Origin of the sequence: Providencia sp. PROV272 (genome assembly GCF_049901975.1) — a bacterium.
Classification (GTDB): Bacteria; Pseudomonadota; Gammaproteobacteria; order Enterobacterales; family Enterobacteriaceae; genus Providencia; species Providencia stuartii.
In genome coordinates this window covers 2887503-2908885 of record NZ_CP096291.1, presented here as the reverse complement: position 1 = coordinate 2908885, position 21383 = coordinate 2887503, and the positions used below count along the sequence as shown (strand labels likewise).

Here is a 21383-nt window from a genome sequence, read left to right as displayed (position 1 = left end):
ATGTCAGTCAGTATCCATAATTAGCCGCCATTTATATATCTGCATAACCATTTTTCTGCGACTCATCAGAACCTGCTTATTTCACAAAATCGTCGAGTAGGTATAATACCACTACAGATTTTAATTGCAGGTGGTGAAACCACGTGCAGAGAAGGAGACCTTTTATGGTGGCAATTGCCCCTGTAATAACCGTTGATGGACCAAGTGGTGCTGGTAAAGGTACATTATGCCAAGCGCTGGCAAACCAGTTTGGATGGCAACTCTTAGATTCTGGTGCGATTTATCGTGTTCTCGCATTAGCGGCTTTACATCATCATGTAGACATTCAGTCTGAAGATGCGTTAGTACCTTTAGCGGCAAACCTAGATGTACGCTTTGTGCCAGAAGAAAACCAGTTAAAAGTGATTTTAGAAGGTGAAGATGTTTCAAATCAAATTCGCACGGAAGATGTGGGTAAAACCGCCTCGCAAATAGCGGCTTTTCCGCGTGTAAGGGAAGCGCTATTACGCCGGCAACGCGCATTTAGAGCGATGCCAGGTTTGATTGCAGATGGCCGTGATATGGGAACCGTTGTTTTTCCTGACGCTCCCGTCAAAATTTTTCTTGACGCTTCCGCCGAAGAGCGCGCTCATCGGCGCATGAAGCAGTTGCAGGAAAAAGGGTTTGATGTTAACTTTGAACGACTTTTAACCGAAATACAAGAACGCGACTATCGTGATCGTAACCGTTCGGTTGCACCTTTAGTTGCCGCGAAGGATGCTTTGATTTTGGACTCCACAAGTATGTCAATTGAGGAAGTCATTGAAAAAGCACAAGCCTACGCGAAAAAAATTCTGCAATTATCTTAATAATTGGCTGTATTTTAGCTTATAATGTAGATAGTATACGCATCTAATACTATGTTGATTTTTTCGCTTAACATGGTAATCACCTTATGACAAGGAAAGTTGTGGGGTATGTAAAACAACCCCATTTGGCCGGAAGCTGAATGGACGTTAATTTAAAACTCTTGAAGATCATTAATATGACAGAATCTTTTGCTCAACTCTTTGAAGAATCCCTGCAGAATATTGAAACCCGTCCTGGTTCTATCGTCCGTGGTACTGTTGTTGCCATCGATAAAGACGTTGTTCTGGTTGACGCAGGTCTGAAATCTGAATCTGCTATCCCAGTAGAACAATTCAAAAATGCTCAGGGTGAGCTAGAAATCCAAGTTGGCGACGAAATCGACGTAGCTCTGGATGCAGTTGAAGATGGTTTCGGTGAAACTATCCTTTCTCGTGAGAAAGCGAAACGCCACGAAGCATGGCTGATGCTGGAAAAAGCTTACGAAGAAGCTGAGACTGTAACCGGTGTTATCAACGGTAAAGTAAAAGGTGGTTTCACTGTAGAACTGAACGGTATCCGTGCGTTCTTACCAGGTTCACTGGTTGACGTTCGTCCAGTTCGTGACACAACCCACTTGGAAGGCAAAGAGCTAGAGTTCAAAGTTATTAAGCTGGATCAGAAACGCAACAACGTTGTTGTTTCTCGCCGTGCTGTAATTGAATCTGAAAGCAGCGCAGAACGCGATCAACTGCTCGAAAATCTGCAAGAAGGCATGGAAGTTAAAGGTATCGTTAAGAACCTTACTGACTACGGTGCATTCGTTGATCTGGGCGGTGTTGATGGCCTGCTGCACATCACTGATATGGCTTGGAAACGTGTTAAACACCCAAGCGAAATCGTCAATGTTGGTGATGAAATCACAGTTAAAGTTCTGAAATTCGACCGTGAGCGTACCCGTGTTTCTCTGGGTCTGAAACAACTGGGCGAAGATCCTTGGGTTGCAATCGCTAAACGTTATCCAGAAGGTACTAAACTGACTGGTCGCGTAACTAACCTGACTGACTATGGTTGCTTCGTCGAAATCGAAGAAGGCGTTGAAGGTCTGGTTCACGTTTCAGAAATGGATTGGACTAACAAAAACATCCACCCATCTAAAGTTGTTAACGTTGGTGACGTTGTTGAAGTTATGGTTCTGGATATCGATGAAGAACGTCGTCGTATCTCTCTAGGCCTGAAACAATGCAAAGCGAACCCATGGCAGCAATTTGCAGAAACTCACAACAAAGGTGACCGTGTTGAAGGTAAAATCAAGTCAATCACTGACTTCGGTATCTTCATCGGTCTGGAAGGCGGCATCGATGGCCTGGTTCACCTGTCTGACATCTCCTGGAACGTTGCAGGCGAAGAAGCAGTTCGTGAATACAAAAAAGGTGACGAAATCGCAGCCGTTGTTCTGCAAGTCGACGCAGAGCGTGAGCGTATCTCTCTGGGCGTTAAGCAGTTAGCTGAAGATCCATTCAATAACTACTTAGCAGCAACCAAGAAAGGCGCAATCGTAACTGGTAAAGTTATCGCAGTTGATGCTAAAGGTGCAACTGTTGAGCTGACTCTGGGCGTTGAAGGTTACCTACGTGCATCAGAAGCTTCTCGTGACCGTGTTGAAGATGCAACACAGGTTCTGAAAGTTGGTGATGATGTTGAAGCTAAATACACTGGTGTTGACCGTAAAAACCGTGTAATCAACCTGTCTGTTCGTGCAAAAGACGAAGCTGATGAAAAAGACGCTATCGCTACTGTGAACAAGCAAGAAGATACTAGCTTCGGTAACAACGCAATGGCTGAAGCTTTCAAAGCAGCTAAAGGCGAATAATTAAGGTAGGGGTAACAGGCGTTACCCCTTCGTAACGGTAGTTTAGGGAGGTACTATGACCAAGTCTGAGTTAATCGAAAGACTGGCTAGCCAGCAATCTCATCTGTCAGCAAAAACGGTCGAGGATGCTGTTAAAGAAATTCTCGAACATATGGCAGATACTCTGGCTGGTGGTGAACGTATAGAAGTCCGCGGATTCGGCAGTTTTTCTCTTCACTACCGTGCTCCGCGTGTTGGGCGTAACCCAAAAACTGGAGACAAAGTGGAGTTGGAAGGTAAATACGTTCCTCACTTTAAACCAGGTAAGGAATTACGTGACCGTGTAAATATTTATGGTCAATAATTGATTGTAAATCTTAATTATTAGTTCAAAACGGTGCTTGTGTTTCACAGCACCGTTTTTTTATTGGGGGTCTTTAACGTATTGATAGCGTTTCTGGCTAAAACGACACGCTCAGTAAAGGGGACCGTGAGCTGCTTAATTGCTTATCTGACTCGCAGGAAACCGTTTAAGTATTGTCGTAGGGCTGGAGCAATCTGCTAATGGCTAAAAAATAGAGCACCATAGGTTAGGAGCGTAATAAAACTGGTTATGGTATAGCAACGGCTCGGAATACAGACACAAGTTACCCGAACATGAATGACCCACTTAGGTGGCGGATTCAAGTCCGAAGTGCAACGCTAAGCCGCCTTTCTTAGCTCCGCAAACACCACCGAAGGTTGTCTGAACCCCAGACACTTGCGTGGCCTGCTGTTCAACGCTCCCTGATAGCGTTGTAAGTCTTCTTCTGTCACTGTCCGCAGGTCTGTTCCTTTCGGGATAAACTGTCTTAACAACCCATTCGTATTCTCGTTCAGCCCACGCTCATGCGAGGCATACGGATGGGCAAAGTACGTATCTGCGTTCAGTGCTTCTGCTATCGCCTTGTGCTCACTAAACTCTAGACCGTTATCGAACGTTATTGTGTGACATACATCCTGATACTCACTCAGCAGTGAGATAATGGCCTTACTGACTTCCACCGCATCCTTTGAAAACACCTTTTTTGTCAGGTAAATACGGCTTTTGCGTTCTGCCAGTGTCACGATAGCACCAGTGCCCTGTTTACCCTGCACCAAATCGGCCTCCCAGTCCCCCAGACGGCTACGGTCATCGACGACTGACGGCCGTAGCTCAATGGATACCGCATCAGGGATGCGCCCTCGTTTCTGCCCGTAGCCCTTACGATATCGCCGTTTGCCCTGCCTAAGATGCCTGTACAACTCGCCACCGCTACGCTTATCCGCATAGATATACTGGTAAATCCATTCATGGCTGACGCTAAGACCAATAATGCTGCCAATTGCACTTATTTGCTCAGGACTCCACTTCCACTCCAGAGCAAATATCACGAAATCTATGGTCTGCTGAGGAATTGTCCTTTTGGCAGATGACAGCCGCCTATCACAGCACTTCTGGTGTGCCTGTTGTGGGTTATAACCAGTATCTGAAGTGTTACGCCTCAGTTCACGGGAGACCGTGGACTTGCTTACACCGATACGGATACCTATCTCATGGCAGGATAAATTATCCTCACGCAGTATCGATATCTGGTATCGTTGTCCTTCGGTTAGTTGCTGATACTTCATACTTACTCGCTCATCTTTGGTCGGAAGAGCAGGATAGCTTATCAGTAGCTAACCGTCCTTCCATCTAACATGACCGAGCGTTGCACTTATTATCTGAATTCGCGGGTAGTTAGATTATATAGGCTGTTGATATTTAGCTTAGCTAAAATCGAGATAGACGAAGCTATATAGACAACGATATCACTCACTTTTAATTTAATCCAAGCGGCGATACTCTCTCTCAATAATTATTTAAATTAACAATAAAAACAAAATAGTTTTGCGAAGCCCCTCCTAAATAAAAAAATATGATTGATTGATATCATCAAGTATTAGGAAGCAGCTCGTATCGCTGATATTCATGTTTTCCAAAAAAGGGTAAGCCTCGTTATGGTGCTCATTCATGTGGCGCACTAAGAGGTGAGGAAATGTATGGCAGTATACTGACACTATTTCGGGGAGGATCACTTTCCTATACTTTAGCGGCGATCGCGATATTTATTGGCACATTACCGATTTTATTTATTCATCATATCCCCACAATAAATAATTCATTCATTATTTCAGGTATCTTGTTTCTATTTTTGTTATTTATAAAAGCACATCGTTATCTGAAGTTTTTTCTATTAATAGCTATCGCATTTTTGTGGGCATGTTGGCACGCTAATGATGTTATTGAGAAAATAAACCTACTGTCAAAAAAGTACCAATTATTAGACGTTACTATTATCAGCGTACCACTATTTAATAAAGAAAAAGAAAACATTAAAGTCAGAATTAATAAAGTTGCTGGGGTCACCGTGTTTCCGCCATTATATGCGGTATGGCAAGTGAAACATCGGTCAGGTGTTACTATTTGTGCGGGGCAAACTTGGCAACTTAATAGCCTATTAAAACCGTTACATGCATCCTTAAATGAAGGGGGCTTTGACCAACAACGTTATAGCCTATCACAACGTATTATTGGTAAATTAAAAAACACCCAAACAACAATGATCGACTCTCGCTGCTCTGTGCGGCAGAGGGTAATAGATTTTTATAAGGAAGAAATTCTTTCATTAAAAAATGCTGCGATTACTTATGCTTTAATGTTTGGTGAGCGCACATTATTAACGCCTGAGTTATCCGCACTATTACAAAGTACAGGTGTGAGCCACCTTATCGCCATATCCGGTTTGCACATCGGGCTATCTTATTTACTAGGCTATTGGCTTGCTCGGTGCTTACTGTATTTGCTTCCCAGCTACGTTATTAGCCCCAAAATACCTATTATATTTGGAGGCATTTTTGCTTTTCTGTATGGATGGGTCTCTGGTTTCGCTATTCCAGCAACACGTGCTTTAATTGCATTGGGGTTGTGGATCTATATCAAACAGCAAAAGAGCCTCTATTTTTCATGGCAATGGGCGGTATGGAGCATTGGTTTGATTGTGCTTGCAGACCCTTTAGCTATGCTATCTGACAGCTTTTGGTTATCCAGTTTTGCGGTATTGGCGATACTGTATTGGTTCAAGTTATTTTCTGTATCATCTTCTACACAGCATACAAAAGTCCTTGGTTGGTTAATTCCTTTCGTGCATTTACAAACGGGTTTATTGATCTTATTAGCACCAATACAAATGGGATTATTTCAAGGGATCAATTTTATGAGCTTTTGGGCAAACCTCTGGTTGGTTCCTATTGTTTCTTGGTTGGTTGTACCGCTTATCTTACTCTCATTTCTGCTATATCTGTTTCCAAGTGCTGCAATCCATCATTTTATTTTGCAGTTAATTGATAGCATTATTTCAATAGGAATAAAGCCATTAGTGTATCTCAGTGATTTTTGGATGGAGCTACAGTCCGTTTCATTGTGGGTTTCTATATTCTGCTGGTTGATTGGTGTATTTATTTCATTTGGCTGGCATCGAACCTATATTGGGTTATTAGGCTGTTTTAGTGCATTGTGCATCGGCACTGAAAGTGCGGTTGATAAATCAGTAGAGCAAGGATGGAGCTTAACCACTCTGGATGTTGGTCATGGTTTAGCCGTTGTAATACAGCAAAAAGGCGTCTCCTATTTATATGATACAGGTAATCGTTGGCAAGGAGGAAGTAACGCCCAAAAACAGATCATTCCATACTTAAAACGAAAAGGGATTATCCCGATAGGCCTTATTCTAAGCCATAAGCACCTTGACCATATAGGCGGAGTGCCATTTCTAAAAAAACAATACCCTTGGTTAAATGTGCGAAGCAGTTTTGGAGGGGGGCAACATCTTCCTTGCTCTAAAGGTCAACGTTGGCAATGGGGAGAGCTGCACTTTGAAGTGCTTTGGCCTGAAAAGCTTGCTGAAAAGTCTCATAATGATGATTCTTGTGTGATCATGTTAACCGATGGCTACCATAAAATCTTACTAACAGGTGATATCGAAAAGCAGGGTGAGCAAGCAATTACCGCACTATATAAACATCGATTAAATGCGGACATTGTTTTTGCGCCACATCATGGCAGCAATACGTCATCAACGTCACTATTCATTAGAACAATTTCACCAACAACGGTATTAGTCTCTTCAGCAAGATACAGTCCTTGGAAAATACCGTCAGATAAAGTGTACTTACGGTACAAAAATAATAATATTAAATGGATTAATACAGCGGAGTCAGGTCAGGTAACTATCTGGTTTAAAAAAGAAAAGTTAAATATTTTGCGCTATCGAATCGAAATGTACCCTAGATGGTATCATCTCTGGTTTGGTGATCCGCCATTTCCCGAGTAGAATAGTGCGCTTACATTAAGTTTGGTAATAAAAACATGATTGATAAAGACCTTTCGACACGACAAACGTTTCGCCGGTTATGGCCTACTATTTCGCCGTTTAAAGCAGGCTTATTTGTTGCAGCTATCGCTCTAGTCATCAACGCAGCAGGGGATGCGTTTATGATTTCTTTATTAAAGCCTTTACTCGATGAAGGGTTTGAGAAAGCGGATAATGACGTTTTAAAATGGCTTCCTCTCGCTATGTTAGGTCTAATTATTGTTCGTGGTGCATCTAGCTTTGTTTCAACCTACTGTGTTTCGTGGGTTTCTGGGCAAGTTGTAATGAGTATGCGCCGTAAGCTATTTGGCCATATGATGGGAATGCCTGTCAGCTTTTTTGATCAGCAATCTACAGGGACCCTCTTATCACGTATCACTTATGACTCAGAGCAAGTGGCGGCATCATCGTCAGGTGCATTAATTACCATTATTCGTGAAGGTGCCTATATCATCGGTTTGTTTGCGATGATGTTCTACTATAGCTGGCAACTCTCCCTTATTTTGATTGTTATCGCGCCAATCGTCTCTATTACAATCCGCATCGTCTCTAAGCGTTTTCGCAAGATCAGTAAAAATATGCAAACGGGGATGGGGCATGTTACGGCTAGTGCTGAACAAATGTTAAAAGGGCACAAAGAAGTTTTAATTTTTGGCGGACAAAAAGTTGAAACTGAGCGCTTTAATAAAGTCAGCAATAATATGCGTAGCCAATCAATGAAAATGGTCACTGCTTCGGCAATTTCAGACCCGATTATTCAATTGATTGCTTCTTTTGCATTAGCGTTCGTTCTGTATGCGGCAAGTTTCCCTGAAATTCGTGAACAGTTATCACCAGGGACAATCGCCGTTGTTTTCTCTTCTATGTTTGCTTTAATGCGCCCATTGAAATCGCTCACTAACGTTAACTCTCAGTTCCAACGTGGGATGGCAGCATGCCAAACACTATTCTCTATTCTCGATACTGAACAAGAAAAAGACGAGGGAACCAAAGTATTATCTAATGTGAAAGGTGATATTGAATTTGAAAATGTCACGTTTACTTATGCAACTAAAGAACATCCTGCATTAGATGATATTTCATTTACTTTACCAGCAGGCAAATCGGTGGCCTTGGTTGGGCGTTCAGGCTCAGGGAAATCAACCATTGCCAATTTGATTACACGTTTCTATGACATCGATAAAGGCTCTATCCGTATTGATGGGCATGATATTAGGGAATATACCCTTGAGTCATTGCGTAACCAAGTGGCTCTGGTTTCACAGCATGTGTATTTGTTTAATGATACCATTGCAAACAATATTGCTTATGCAACGGATGGGCGTTTTAGCCGCGAGCAAATTGAGAAAGCCGCAGAAATGGCTTATGCGATGGACTTTATCGCGAAACTGGATAAAGGTTTAGATACGGTGATTGGGGAAAATGGTGTGATGCTCTCGGGGGGGCAACGCCAACGTATTGCCATTGCTCGCGCACTGTTGCGTGACGCCCCTATCTTGATCCTAGATGAAGCAACGTCTGCATTGGATACTGAATCAGAAAGAGCTATTCAAGCAGCACTGGACGAACTGCAAAAAAATAGAACGTCTCTTGTGATTGCTCACCGTTTATCAACTATTGAAAATGCGGATGAAATTTTAGTTGTTCAAGATGGTCGCATTATCGAACGTGGCAACCATAAAGCGTTATTAGCGCTAGAGGGGGCCTATGCTCAACTACATAAAATACAGTTTAGCCAATGATAGAAAAAATCTGGGCTGGTCAGTCATGGCTTTATATCTTACTACTGCCGTTCTCGCTGCTGTATGGGGCGATCGCGTTAGTTAGGCGTATAAGTTATCAAGCTGGGTTATTCCGTTCTTGGAAGGCACCAGTTCCAGTAATCGTTGTTGGCAATTTAACGGCAGGGGGGAATGGTAAAACGCCTGTCGTTATTTGGCTAGTAGAAGCATTAACTCGGGAAGGTTACCGCGTTGGTGTGGTTTCTCGGGGATATGGTGGAAAAGCAGATCACTATCCACTAGTGATTTCATCAACGACGACAACGGCTGAAGCCGGTGATGAACCTATTTTAATTCACTACCGAACCAAAGCGCCTGTCGCGGTGGCCCCCAAACGCAGTGAGGCGGTGAGAGCATTATTGGAAAACCATGAGTTGGACGTGATCATCACCGATGATGGTTTGCAACATTATGCGTTAGCGAGAGACTACGAAATCGTTGTGATTGATGGTCAACGCCGTTTTGGCAATGGCTGGTGGTTACCCGCTGGGCCAATGCGTGAAAGAGCGGGGCGTTTAACGAGTGTGAATGCCGTCATCGTTAATGGTGGGCAAGCAAACGCTAATGAAGTCGCTATGGCATTAGAAGGGGATATTGCCGTTAATTTACTCAGTGGTGAAAAGTGTGCAGTGAGTGAACTTAAAACGGTGGTTGCTATGGCTGGCATAGGTCATCCTCCTCGCTTTTTCGCCTCCTTAGAAAAAAAAGGGTTAGAATTGGTGCAAACGCATGCTTTTGCAGATCATCAGCCGTATCAACAACACTCTCTGTTAGCATTAACACCTAATAATGAACCCCTGCTAATGACCGAAAAAGACGCAGTAAAATGCCAATCCTTCGCCCAAGCCAATTGGTGGTATCTGCCTGTGGACGCTTCTTTCGATGCGTCAGGGGAAGCAAAGATCCTCAGTGAGATCAAAAACACGGTAGAGCGCTATAAAAAAACTTGTCTTTAAACATTTACTGTGATAATAATATCTCCAACGTGATGTAGATCTCTTTATTATGTATATAAATGTAATTCATTAATAATGAGTATCTATATTTGATTTATTCACGGTCAACTGAGTTCGTCTCTATTTCCTCGCAGTTTCCACGTTTATTCATCAGTTTTGTCATCTCAATGTCAAAATAGGCTGTTAAGTTACAGTGGATGATTGGTATGCGAAAGACCGTTAATTTAATAGTGTGTACAGATTAATAACAACAGTACATCCGGTAGTAATCGTTTACTTGCTCTTAAAGCATTTTAATAAATCGGCAATTTATCATGGGGTATAACGTGTAAAGAGTAATAGTACAACAATAAATAGAATTATTGTTCTCAGAACAAAAGGAGTTTTAATATGAATTTTCAATTACATATGGGTCGAGTTAAATGGTTTGATGCAAATAAGGGTTATGGATTCATTTCACCAATAAATGGCGGTGATGATATCTTTGTTACACGTAAATCAATTGCAAATAAAAAAATCAAATCATTATTTGAAGGTCAAAATGTCGAGTTTTCTGTTACTCGCAATTCAGATGGCATAACGGCTGCTGACGTTATTGCTTATTAATTAAATCATTAACAGTACCGTTTCTCCTGCACCTCTATCCTCTCAATTTCTCGCAGGAGAGCGTATTCAAAAAGATTAAAGTTAACGGTGATATCGGCTTGTGTTATCCTGACCCGAAGTGAGTTAAATCCATTTGGGAGAAAACATGGATCACCGTTTACTTGAAATCATTGCATGCCCTATCTGTCATGGCAAATTAAGTTACAACAAAGAAAACCTTGAACTGATTTGCAAATTCGATCACCTTGCCTATCCTATCCGTGATGGCATCCCTGTTTTGTTGGAAAGTGAAGCTCGCAAAGTTGCATTAGACGAAGGGCAGTAATCATTATGTTTACTGTTATTATTCCTGCTCGTTATGCTTCTACTCGACTGCCGGGGAAACCCCTTGCTGATATCCATGGCAAACCGATGGTTGTCAGAGTCATGGAGCAAGCCATTAAGTCAGGGGCGTCACGTGTCGTTGTGGCGACCGATCACCCTGACGTTGCGAATGCAGTTATCCAAGCAGGTGGTGAAGCTTGTATGACTGATCCTAACCACCAATCAGGAACAGAGCGTTTAGCAGAGGTCATTGACACCTATGGCTTTGCGGACGACGAAATCATTGTGAATGTACAAGGTGATGAGCCTTTGATCCCACCTGAAATCATTAGCCAAGTTGCAAGGAACCTTCAAGGTAGCCAAGCGCAGATGGGAACATTGGCAGTGCCTATTCATGATGCTCAAGAAGCCTTTAATCCAAATGCAGTAAAAGTAGTGACAGATCATGAAGGTTATGCGCTCTACTTTTCTCGAGCGACCATTCCATGGGATAGAGATAAATTCGCCGTTAGCCAAAATGCTATCGGTGATCATTTCTTACGTCATATTGGGATCTACGCTTATCGCGCAGGGTTTATTCGTCGTTATATTAAATGGGAAGCCAGCCCATTAGAGAAAATCGAAATGCTAGAGCAGTTAAGAGTGCTTTGGTATGGCGAAAAAATACATGTGGCAGTGGCTGAAAAAGCACCGGGTGCTGGTGTGGATACTCCAGAAGATCTCGAGCTAGTAAGAAAGCAATTTAAATAAGCAACGATAAATATCGGTAGCCATATAAGGTGTGTACTCATTTCTGAGCCACACCTTTTTTATTGTTCTATTTATTCTGCTTCTATGGCCTCAGGCGTTAAAATGGGGGTTTCTAGTGCTTCGGTGTTATCTGGCTTTAAATAAAACCAAATAGAGCCGATTAATTCATACCAAGCCCGTTCGCTATGGCTAAAATAGAATGCGGAAGGGAAATATTTTTCCCACGGATTGAGTGCACTTTTGATGGCCAATTGGTTTGCAGGGGCAGGAATAGGCTGCATGCCGCGTGCTGTAAACATGGAAATGGCTCTTGGTAAGTGGTTCGCCGAGGTCACCAGCAAAAACGGCTCTTTCCCAATTATTTTTTCCACTTCAAATGCTTCTTCTTGCGTATCCTTTGGCTCTGTTAATGCAATCGTATCGCTAGCAGGTACACCAAGTGACTGAGCAACCATGGCCGCAACTTCTGCACTACTGATAGTGCTATTCGCTTTGCTTCCTGTAAAAATAAGCTTACTTCCTGGGTATTTTAGGTATAAACGGACACCTTCAGTGACGCGAGGCAGGCTATTGTTGAGCAAGTTAGAACTCGGGCTCCAATCTGGGTTATAGGTAAACCCACCACCGAGCACGACAATATAGTGAACATTCTCGGGGGGATTTTCTGTGATCAGTTCATAGCGTTTATCGAAATTCCCTTCAACAGGGGCAAGTAAACTGTCGGAAATAGGCTGCAACCCTAAAAGGGCAATAACAATAAGGCTCATGGACACACAGGCTTTGCCACTCTTTTGCCAGCGTGTAAACCACAGCAATATAAGGCCGATAAACCCGATCAGCAGCAGTAGAGGGAGCGGCATAAGTAAGGCGCCCAAGTATTTTTTTAAAAGAAATAGCATAAGTGAACCTATTTTTTGGAGTTTATCGTCAATTAATTGTTCTGATTGCTGAATTCAGGACCGCACTATGCCAAAATAAGGCCGTTATCTGTTATAATCGTCATACTTCAAGTTGCTGTATTTTTGACTACACTCATTCGCACGAGTCACAGAGCTATCGATGCTCCTAGCGGTTCAAACCCTGCACATCGAGTTATTGAGCGTATATCATTTAGGTTTCAGCAGCCTTAAACATCAAGCAGATGTACAGCGTTATTTTAGCCGAATTAATATTGAATCATATTCTGGATTTGATCTTATTTCATTAACGGCGAAATAAGAACTGGCTGATTTTAACATTTGCTGGGAAGGTGGCGTTGTGTTAACAGGCATGAATGGCTAATTTAAAGAGTACCGGATAATACATGGTAGACCGCAACTTTGATGATATTGCTGATAAATTTGCAAAAAATATCTATGGCACGACAAAAGGTAAAATACGCGAAGCGGTTGTTTGGCAAGATCTAACCCAATTGATTTTATCTCAGTTTAATGGGCAAACATTGCGTATCTTAGATGCAGGCGGTGGCGAAGGTCACTTTTCGCGCAAACTGGCGGCAATGGGACATCAGGTCATACTTTGCGATTTATCCGAAGAAATGCTTGAACGCGCTAATGAACTTGCCGAAGAACAAGGGATTAGCGAAAATATGCGTTTTATTCATTGTGCCGTTCAAGATATTCGCCAACATATTGAAGGTACGGTTGATTTAGTGCTATTTCATGCGGTACTTGAATGGATTAGTGAACAGAAATATGCAATTGAACAGTTGGTAGATATAATTAGGCCAGAAGGCGTATTTTCTGTCATGTTCTATAATGCAAATGGTTTAGTAATGCGAAACGCGATTTTAGGTAATTTTCATCTTGCTACACCGCATATCCAACGTCGACGTAAACGTTCATTATCGCCACAAAATCCATTACTACCACAACAAGTCGATGAATGGTTGTCTGATTGCAAAATGGAGATTATTGGCAAAAGTGGCGTCAGAGTCTTTCATGACTACCTGCAAAGTCGGCAGTTACAGCAAAAAGATTTTCCGGCGCTTTTGGCTTTAGAACAACAATATTGTCGTCAGGAACCCTACATCAGCATGGGGCGTTATATTCATGTCATGGCACGAAAACCAATAATAAAGGACGATTTATGAGTGATTTTTCCCAGACCGTCCCTGAACTCGTGTCCTGGGCACGAAAAAATGATTTTTCGATTTCACTGCCTCCAGAGCGCTTAGCTTTCTTGCTGGCGGTTGCGGTATTAAACAGCGAACGCGTTAACGGTGAAATGAATGAAGGGGAGTTGATTGATGCATTCCGTGAAGTGTGTAAAGGTTTTGAACAGACCACGGAATCATTATCTGTCAGGGCGAACAACGCCATCAATGATATGGTTCGCCAGAAAATATTTAACCGTTTTACCAGTGATATTACAGAAGGTAACGCCATTTACCGTTTGACATCACTTGGTATTGGAATAAGCGACTACTACATTCGTCAGCGTGAGTTTTCTACATTAAGGTTGTCTATGCAGCTATCCATTGTGGCAGGTGAGCTACAAAGGGCAGCAGAGGCAGCCGAAGAAGGCGGCGATGAATTTTATTGGCACCGTTTTGTATTCGCCCCCCTGAAATATTCAGTGGCTGAAATATTCGACAGCATTGATTTATCTCAGCGCGTGATGGATGAGCAGCAAAATAGTATCAAAGAAGATATTGCGGCATTACTCAACCAAGATTGGCAGGCCGCTATCGCAAACTGTGAACAGCTGTTATCAGAGACATCCGGTACATTGCGAGAGCTTCAGGATACGTTAGAAGCCGCCGGAGATAAATTACAGGCGAATTTATTACGTATTCAAGAAGCGAATATGAATGCGCCAGTCTTTTCCGATATGGTGGATAGGCTAGTTTACGATTTGCAAAACAAATTAGACCGCATTGTTAGTTGGGGTCAACAATCTATCGATCTCTGGATTGGTTACGACCGCCATGTCCATAAATTTATCCGTACTGCAATTGATATGGATAAAAACCGTATTTTCTCGCAGCGTTTACGCCAATCCGTTCAACAATATCTCGATAGCCCATGGGCGCTGACTTACGCGAATGCGGACCGTCTATTTGATATGCGTGACGAAGAGTTGGCCTTGAACGATGAAGAGGTGATGGGGGAATTGCCTCCAGACCTTGAATTTGAAGAGTTTAGCGAGGTGAACGATCGGTTAGCCGAGCTTATGGAAGCGGAACTGGCATTCTATAAACGCGAAAAACAGCCACTGGATGTTGCCCGAGTCGTACAAGAGTACTTAACGCAGTATCCACAGAAACGTCACTTTGATGTGACACGCATTATTATTGATCAGGCTGTTAAATTAGGTATCGCAGAGGCTGATTTGGCGGGATTGCCGTCAGAGTGGCTAGCAATTAATGATTACGGAGCCAAGGTGCAGGCACATGTCATCGACAAATATTGAACAATTTATGCCAGTTAAACTGGCTCAGGCATTGGCCAACCCCATTTTCCCAGAGCTAGATAGTCAATTGCGTTCAGGGCGTCATATTAGTATTGATGACCTTGATAACCATGCCTTCTTGATGGATTTTCAAGAGGTGTTAGAGCAATTTTATGCACGCTACAATGTGGAACTGATTCGGGCACCGGAAGGCTTTTTCTATTTACGTCCCCGTTCAACAACTTTGATCCCACGCTCGGTATTATCTGAGCTGGATATGATGGTAGGGAAAATTCTTTGCTATCTCTACTTAAGTCCTGAACGATTGACTAACCAAGGCATTTTTACCGCCCAAGAGCTATTTGAAGAGCTACTATCGTTGGCGGATGAAAGCAAATTATTGAAATTTGTTAATCAACGCTCAACCGGTTCTGATTTGGATAAGCAAAAGCTACAAGAAAAGCTGAGAACCTCCCTGAACCGCTTACGTCGTTTAGGCATGGTACATTTTATTCAAAACGACTCGAACAGATTTATTATTTCTGAATCGGTATTCCGTTTCGGTGCTGACGTTCGTAGTGGTGATAACGTTCAAGAAGCCCAATTACGTATGATCCGTGACGGTGAGGCCATCTCCCTCGAAGAAGGGTTATCCTTACAGGATAGTGAAGATGAAGAGACAGACGAAGACCAAGATGCGGCTGAGAGTGATGAGGATGAACAAGTATGATTGAACGCGGGAAGTTTCGCTCACTGACGCTGATTAACTGGAACGGTTTTTTTGCGCGTACTTTTGACCTTGATGAGCTGGTGACCACGCTGTCAGGGGGAAATGGTGCAGGTAAATCAACAACGATGGCGGCATTTATTACCGCAATGATCCCCGATCTCACCTTGCTGCACTTCCGTAATACCACCGAAGCAGGGGCAACAACAGGTTCACGTGATAAAGGCTTACACGGTAAGCTACGCCCGGGTGTCTGTTATGCTGTTTTGGATGTTCTGAACTCTAAACATCAGCGCGTCATTGTTGGGGTGAGGCTGCAACAGGTTGCGGGTCGTGATAAGAAAGTCGATATTAAACCTTTCATGATCCAAGGTGTGCCAATCGCGACAGTACCGACCGAAGTTTTGACCGAAATAGTGGATGGGCGCCAAGCAAAAGTTATCGCTCTCAACGAATTAAAAGAGCGTTTAGAACAGCAAGAAGGCCTCCACTTTAAGCAATTCAACTCAATCACGGATTACCATTCAGTCCTGTTTGAACTCGGTGTTTTACCGAAGCGTTTACGTTCAGCCAGTGACCGTAGCAAATATTATCGTCTGATTGAAGCGTCATTGTATGGCGGGATCTCTAGTGCCATCACTCGCTCGCTACGTGATTATTTATTGCCAGAAAACAGTGGAGTACGTAAGGCTTTCCAAGACATGGAAGCTGCGCTACGTGAAAACCGCCTGACACTAGAAGCCATCCGCGTAACCCAATCGGATCGTGATTTATTCAAACATCTGATCAGCCAAGCTACAGATTATGTGTCAGCCGATTATATGCGTCACTCCAATGAACGACGTATTCACCTTGATTCAGCAATGGCAGCGCGTAGTGAACTATTGGCGAGCCGTAAGCAGTTGAGGCAAGAGCAAGTTCGTAGCGTTGAAATTGCCCGCGAATTGAACGAACAAAATAATGCATCGTCTGATTTAGAGGCTGATTATCAGGCTGCAAATGACCATTTAAACCTTGTTCAGACGGCATTGCGTCAGCAAGAGAAAATCGATCGCTACCAAGCCGATATTGAAGAGCTGACTTTCCGTCTTGAAGAGCAGTCGGAAGTGGTTGCTGAGGCGACAGAGCGCCAAGAAGAGTTTGAAGCACGTGCTGAAGCGGCTGAAATTGAAGTTGATGAATTAAAAAGCCAGTTGGCTGATTATCAGCAGGCGCTTGATGTCCAGCAAACCCGAGCTATTCAATATCAGCAAGCATTGCAGGCACTGACTCGGGCGCGTGAATTGTGCCAATTACCTGACTTATCAATAGAAAATGCAGACGAGTGGTTAGAAACCTTTGAAGCTCGCGAGCAGCAGGCCACAGAAGCGTTACTGACATTAGAACAAAAAATCAGTGTTGCGGATGCGGCACACAGTCAGTTTGAGCAAGCGTACCAACTTGTTAAAAGTATGGTAGGTGAAGTCAGTCGTAGCGAGGCTTACCAGCAAGCAAGGGCGCTATTACGCGATTGGTCTTCACAGCAACATTTGGCAGAGCGAGTGCAACCATTGCGCATGCAACTCGCTGAATTACAACAACGCTTAGACAGTCAGCAAAATGCAGAGCGCTTATTAAACGAATTTTGTAAGCGACATAACAAAAGCTATGAGCCAGATGAATTAGATGGTCTAATGGCCGAGTTGGAAGCGCAGCAAGAAGAATTAAGTGTTGGTGTCAACGAAAGCGGCGAACGTCGTATGCAGATGCGCCAAGAGCTTGAGCAAATTCGTCAACGCATTCAAGTATTAACGGCTAAAGCGCCTGCATGGTTAATGGCACAAGAAGCGTTGACTCAGCTTAACGAACAAGCCAAACAATCATTTGAATCAAGTGGTGCTGTTACAGAGTACATGCAGCAACTGCTTGAACAGGAAAGGGAAATCACCGTTGAGCGTGACGAGGTGGCGAGCCAACGTCGCGAATTAGAGAAGCAAATTGAGCGCCTCAGTCAACCTAGTGGTGTGGAAGATGGCCGTTTACTTGCCCTTGCAGAGCGTTTTGGTGGGGTGTTGTTATCGGAAATCTACGACGATATCACCATTGAAGATGCCCCTTATTTCTCGGCGCTGTATGGTCCTGCTCGAAATGGGATTGTTGTTCAAGACCTTTCGGTGGTGCGCAGCCAATTAGAAACGTTGCAAGATTGCCCAGAAGATGTTTACTTTATTGAAGGGGATCCCCAATCCTTCGATGACAGTGTTTTCGATGCAGAAGAGTTTGAAAATGCGGTATTAGTACGCTCGTCAGATAGGCAATGGCGTTTTTCTCGTTATCCGGAAGTGCCCTTATTTGGCCGAGCAGCCCGTGAAACACGCTTAGAAGCATTGACACTAGAGCGTGATAACTTAGCTGAGCGCTACGCAACGCTCTCGTTTGACGTACAAAAAATTCAACGTGCACATCAAGCTTTTAGTCGTTTTATTGGTCAACATATTTCGGTAGCTTTTGAAGCCGACCCCGAAGCCGAAATCCGCACCTTAAACCAAAAACGTACTGAGATAGAGCGTAATTTGGCTCAGTTTGAAGAGCAAACTCAGCAACAGCGCCAACAGTTTGCAATGGGTAAAGAGTCTCTATCTGCATTAAACCGACTATTACCTTTAGTTGGGTTATTGATGGATGAAACGCTAGCGGATCGCGCTGACGAAATTCGAGATGAGCTTTCAGAAGCAGAAGAAGCTGCCCATTTCTTAAATAAACATGGTCAGGCGTTAGCAAAACTAGAGCCTATCGTTACCGCGTTATTGAGTGACCCTGAGCAACATGATCAGCTACGTCAAGACTATGAGAATGCGAAACATAGTCAGCAAATCGCGAAACAACAGGCCTTTGCCTTGGTGGAAGTGGTGCAGCGTCGCGCCCACTTTAGCTACAGTGATTCGACGGGGATGGTGAATGAGAATGCCGACCTTAACGAAAAACTCCGCCAACGCTTAGAGCAAGCTGAAAATGAAAGAAGCCGCGCTCGTGAGCAGTTACGTCAGCAGCAATCACAATCAGCACAATTCAATCAAGTTTTAGCGTCGCTTCGCAGCTCGTTTGATACCAAACAAGAGATGTTAAAAGAGCTAGAAGCAGAAATGCAGGATATTGGTGTTAAAGCGGATCCTGATGCGCAAGAGCGTGCACGTATTCGTCGTGATGAGCTACATCAATCTGTCATGGCGAATCGTAGCCGAATTAACCAGCTAGAAAAACAGCAGACCTTATGTGAAGCGGAAATGGAAAACTTGCAAAAACGTATTCGCAAGTTAGAGAAAGATTATTATCTATTGCGCGAACAAGTGGTATCGGCTAAGGCTGGCTGGTGTGCTGTCATGCGCTTGGTGAAAGACAATGGTGTTGAGCGGCGTTTACACCGTCGAGAATTGGCTTATACCGACGGTGATAGTTTACGCTCAATGTCGGATAAGGCTTTGGGGGCGTTACGTTTAGCGGTAGCAGATAATGAACATTTACGTGATGTACTGCGTTTATCTGAAGATCCGAAACGCCCAGAGCGTAAGATCCAATTCTTTATTGCTGTTTATCAGCATCTTCGCGAGCGTATTCGTCAAGATATCATTCGTACTGATGACCCCATCGATGCGATTGAGCAAATGGAAATTGAGTTGGCTCGATTAACAGAAGAGCTAACGGCTCGTGAGCAAAAACTGGCGATCAGTTCGAAGAGTGTGGCTAACATTATTCGTAAGACCATTCAGCGTGAACAGAACCGTATTCGCATGTTGAACCAAGGCTTGCAGGCCGTTGCGTTTGGTCAGGTGAAAGGGGTACGTTTGAATGTCAATATTCGAGAAAGCCATTCTCTGTTATTGACGGTGCTCTCAGAAGAGAGCGAATTGCATCAAGACCTGTTCACCAGCCAGCGTTTAACCTTCTCTGAGGCGATGGCTAAGCTCTATCAACGCTTGAACCCACAAATCGATATGGGGCAACGCTTACCGCAAACTATCGGTGAGGAGTTACTTGATTATCGTAATTACCTTGAACTTGAAGTTGAAGTTAACCGCGGATCTGATGGGTGGTTGAAGGCGGAAAGTGGTGCATTATCGACAGGTGAAGCGATTGGTACAGGGATGTCGATATTGGTTATGGTGGTGCAAAGCTGGGAAGAGGAGTCACGTCGCTTACGTGCAAAAGATATCATTCCTTGCCGTTTACTGTTCCTTGATGAGGCCGCTCGACTGGATGCAAAATCTATCGCCACCTTGTTTGAGCTGTGTGAACGGTTAGAAATGCAGCTGATTATTGCAGCACCTGAGAATATCAGTCCTGAAAAAGGAACGACCTATAAATTGGTTCGTAAAGTGTTTGATAATCGAGAGCATGTACACGTTGTTGGATTAAAAGGGTTTGGTCAAGATAACCCAAGTTCACAAGCACAATTGCCTCAAGGGTAATTAACCTATTTAAGTCACTAAAAACGGCGTTAGAAATAATGCCGTTTTTTTTTAATAAAAATCCGCATAAGTTAAATTTACTGAATAGTGGTTAATTGGATCGGAATAAGAAAGTCACTATGAGACATTAATCTCATTTTTATGAGAGAAAAGACATTATTATCTGAATTCTTGTGATGCATTCCAAATAAATTATATTTCGTATAATTATGGCTTGCTTTCATGATGCCTGCATCGTCAATAAATCAGTAAGGATCCAACATGAAAAAAACGACATTGACCCTAAGTGCCATCGCGTTAGTATTCAGCTTTACGGCAACGTCACAGGCAAAAGTATTAATGCCAGACGTTGTTAGCCCAGGGGTAACTGTGGCAGAGTTAGCTGAACAGAAACCAATTCATTGGGTTTCTGTTGAGCAAATTAAAAATAGCCTTGAAGGCCAAGCTCCTATGGCTGTTGGTTTTGATATTGATGATACCGTACTTTTTTCCAGTCCTGGTTTTTATCGCGGTAAACTAGAATATTCTCCAAATGATTTTAGTTATCTCAAAAATAGGGAATTTTGGGAAAAGATGAATAATGAATGGGATAAATTCAGCATGCCTAAAAAAGTCGGCATCGAGTTAGTCCAAATGCATCTAAAACGTGGTGATACTGTTTACTTTATTACTGGCCGCACGAAGACAAAAACAGAAACCGTTAGCCAATATGTACAAGAAGGGCTTGGTATCCCGGCAGATAAAATGAACCCAGTCATTTTTGCGGGGGATGAACCGGGACAAAATAATAAAGTCAGTTGGATGCGTGACCATAAATTAAAAATTTATTATGGTGATGCTGATGCCGATATTGCCGCAGCTCGTGAATTAAATATCCGTGGTATTCGTATTTTACGTGCCGCAAACTCCTCCTACCAACCATTACCTAAAGCAGGGCAATTTGGTGAAGAAGTTGTGATTAACTCTGAATATTAATTAGGTTAATCGACATAATATGAATAATATAAAGGCGCCTGGCGCCTTTTTTAGTATCTCACAAAGATTAACTCATAAGAGGTAAATGTATCATTCGCCATGAAATAGTCAAAAGAGGTGTAAAGAGGAAACTATCACACTTAAGTCATATTTAATTTAACAATCTAGTTATTATTTCATTTTTATGATTTGTTTTTAGGTATTTTAGCAGTAAATACGTCTATTTTTCATTGGTTGTATTTATTCTGTTTTAATGGCTAAGCGTAAAATCGTTTCGCGTTATTTAAAGACAAAATTAGCCAATTCCTATAACATTCTT

The 21383-nt window shown here is 43.0% G+C and carries 16 protein-coding genes; 14 read left to right on the top strand and 2 right to left on the bottom strand.

Annotated features, from left to right (window positions below; genetic code table 11):
* Positions 1–164 precede the first annotated feature (164 nt).
* The 3 genes from cmk (at position 165) to ihfB (ending at position 3041) form a co-directional block, all read left to right on the top strand.
* Positions 165–848 carry a (d)CMP kinase gene (gene cmk / locus M1E93_RS13395; RefSeq protein WP_004918139.1) on the top strand — a complete coding sequence of 228 codons (684 nt, stop codon included), beginning with the start codon at positions 165–167 and terminating at the stop codon, positions 846–848.
* Between the two features lie 176 nt (positions 849–1024).
* Positions 1025–2698, top strand: coding sequence for a 30S ribosomal protein S1 (rpsA, locus tag M1E93_RS13390; protein WP_014657928.1), 1674 nt, complete (start codon positions 1025–1027; stop codon positions 2696–2698).
* A 55-nt stretch (positions 2699–2753) separates the two neighbouring features.
* On the top strand, positions 2754–3041 hold the full coding sequence (ihfB, locus tag M1E93_RS13385) for an integration host factor subunit beta (protein WP_004918141.1): 288 nt from the start codon (positions 2754–2756) through the stop codon (positions 3039–3041).
* 338 nt (positions 3042–3379) lie between these two features.
* Here ihfB and M1E93_RS13380 read toward each other — a convergent pair whose 3' ends face one another.
* Positions 3380–4327: an IS30 family transposase gene (locus tag M1E93_RS13380; protein WP_140035165.1), complete on the bottom strand. Its 948-nt coding sequence runs from the start codon at positions 4325–4327 to the stop codon at positions 3380–3382.
* A gap of 407 nt (positions 4328–4734) precedes the next feature.
* On the opposite strand from M1E93_RS13380, the gene M1E93_RS13375 reads away from it, so the two are divergent.
* The 6 genes from M1E93_RS13375 to kdsB all read left to right on the top strand — a co-directional run bounded on the left by M1E93_RS13375 (position 4735) and on the right by kdsB (position 11524).
* The gene (locus tag M1E93_RS13375; protein ID WP_053110294.1) at positions 4735–7068 is read left to right on the top strand and encodes a DNA internalization-related competence protein ComEC/Rec2; all 2334 of its coding nucleotides are present in this window, start codon (positions 4735–4737) and stop codon (positions 7066–7068) included.
* Positions 7069–7103: 35 nt separating this feature from the next.
* Complete coding sequence (msbA, locus tag M1E93_RS13370; RefSeq protein WP_004918144.1) at positions 7104–8849, top strand: lipid A ABC transporter ATP-binding protein/permease MsbA; 1746 nt, start codon at positions 7104–7106, stop codon at positions 8847–8849.
* A complete protein-coding gene (gene lpxK, locus M1E93_RS13365) occupies positions 8846–9844 on the top strand; it encodes a tetraacyldisaccharide 4'-kinase (RefSeq protein WP_004918145.1) in 999 nt (332 codons plus the stop codon). The genes msbA and lpxK overlap by 4 nt, the downstream gene beginning before the upstream one ends.
* 390 nt (positions 9845–10234) lie before the next feature.
* Entirely contained in the window at positions 10235–10450 is a 216-nt protein-coding gene (locus M1E93_RS13360; RefSeq protein WP_004918147.1) for a cold-shock protein, read from the top strand.
* A gap of 145 nt (positions 10451–10595) precedes the next feature.
* On the top strand, positions 10596–10775 hold the full coding sequence (locus M1E93_RS13355) for a Trm112 family protein (protein ID WP_004918148.1): 180 nt from the start codon (positions 10596–10598) through the stop codon (positions 10773–10775).
* A 5-nt stretch (positions 10776–10780) separates the two neighbouring features.
* Entirely contained in the window at positions 10781–11524 is a 744-nt protein-coding gene (gene kdsB / locus M1E93_RS13350; RefSeq protein ID WP_014657931.1) for a 3-deoxy-manno-octulosonate cytidylyltransferase, read from the top strand.
* 71 nt (positions 11525–11595) lie between these two features.
* Here the strand turns inward: kdsB and elyC are convergent, their stop codons facing one another.
* Entirely contained in the window at positions 11596–12423 is an 828-nt protein-coding gene (elyC, locus tag M1E93_RS13345) for an envelope biogenesis factor ElyC (protein WP_036943618.1), read from the bottom strand.
* Positions 12424–12827: 404 nt separating this feature from the next.
* Here elyC and cmoM point away from each other — a divergent pair, with 404 nt between their 5' ends.
* The 5 genes from cmoM to aphA all read left to right on the top strand — a co-directional run bounded on the left by cmoM (position 12828) and on the right by aphA (position 21064).
* Positions 12828–13616 carry a tRNA uridine 5-oxyacetic acid(34) methyltransferase CmoM gene (gene cmoM / locus M1E93_RS13340; protein ID WP_004918152.1) on the top strand — a complete coding sequence of 263 codons (789 nt, stop codon included), beginning with the start codon at positions 12828–12830 and terminating at the stop codon, positions 13614–13616.
* Positions 13613–14938, top strand: coding sequence for a chromosome partition protein MukF (gene mukF, locus M1E93_RS13335; RefSeq protein WP_014657933.1), 1326 nt, complete (start codon positions 13613–13615; stop codon positions 14936–14938). Before cmoM ends, mukF begins: the two co-directional genes overlap by 4 nt.
* On the top strand, positions 14919–15647 hold the full coding sequence (gene mukE / locus M1E93_RS13330; RefSeq protein ID WP_004918154.1) for a chromosome partition protein MukE: 729 nt from the start codon (positions 14919–14921) through the stop codon (positions 15645–15647). Before mukF ends, mukE begins: the two co-directional genes overlap by 20 nt.
* The gene (gene mukB, locus M1E93_RS13325) at positions 15644–20089 is read left to right on the top strand and encodes a chromosome partition protein MukB (protein WP_426206989.1); all 4446 of its coding nucleotides are present in this window, start codon (positions 15644–15646) and stop codon (positions 20087–20089) included. The genes mukE and mukB overlap by 4 nt, the downstream gene beginning before the upstream one ends.
* Before the next feature lie 261 nt (positions 20090–20350).
* Entirely contained in the window at positions 20351–21064 is a 714-nt protein-coding gene (aphA, locus tag M1E93_RS13320; RefSeq protein WP_004918158.1) for an acid phosphatase AphA, read from the top strand.
* Positions 21065–21383: the final 319 nt, after the last annotated feature.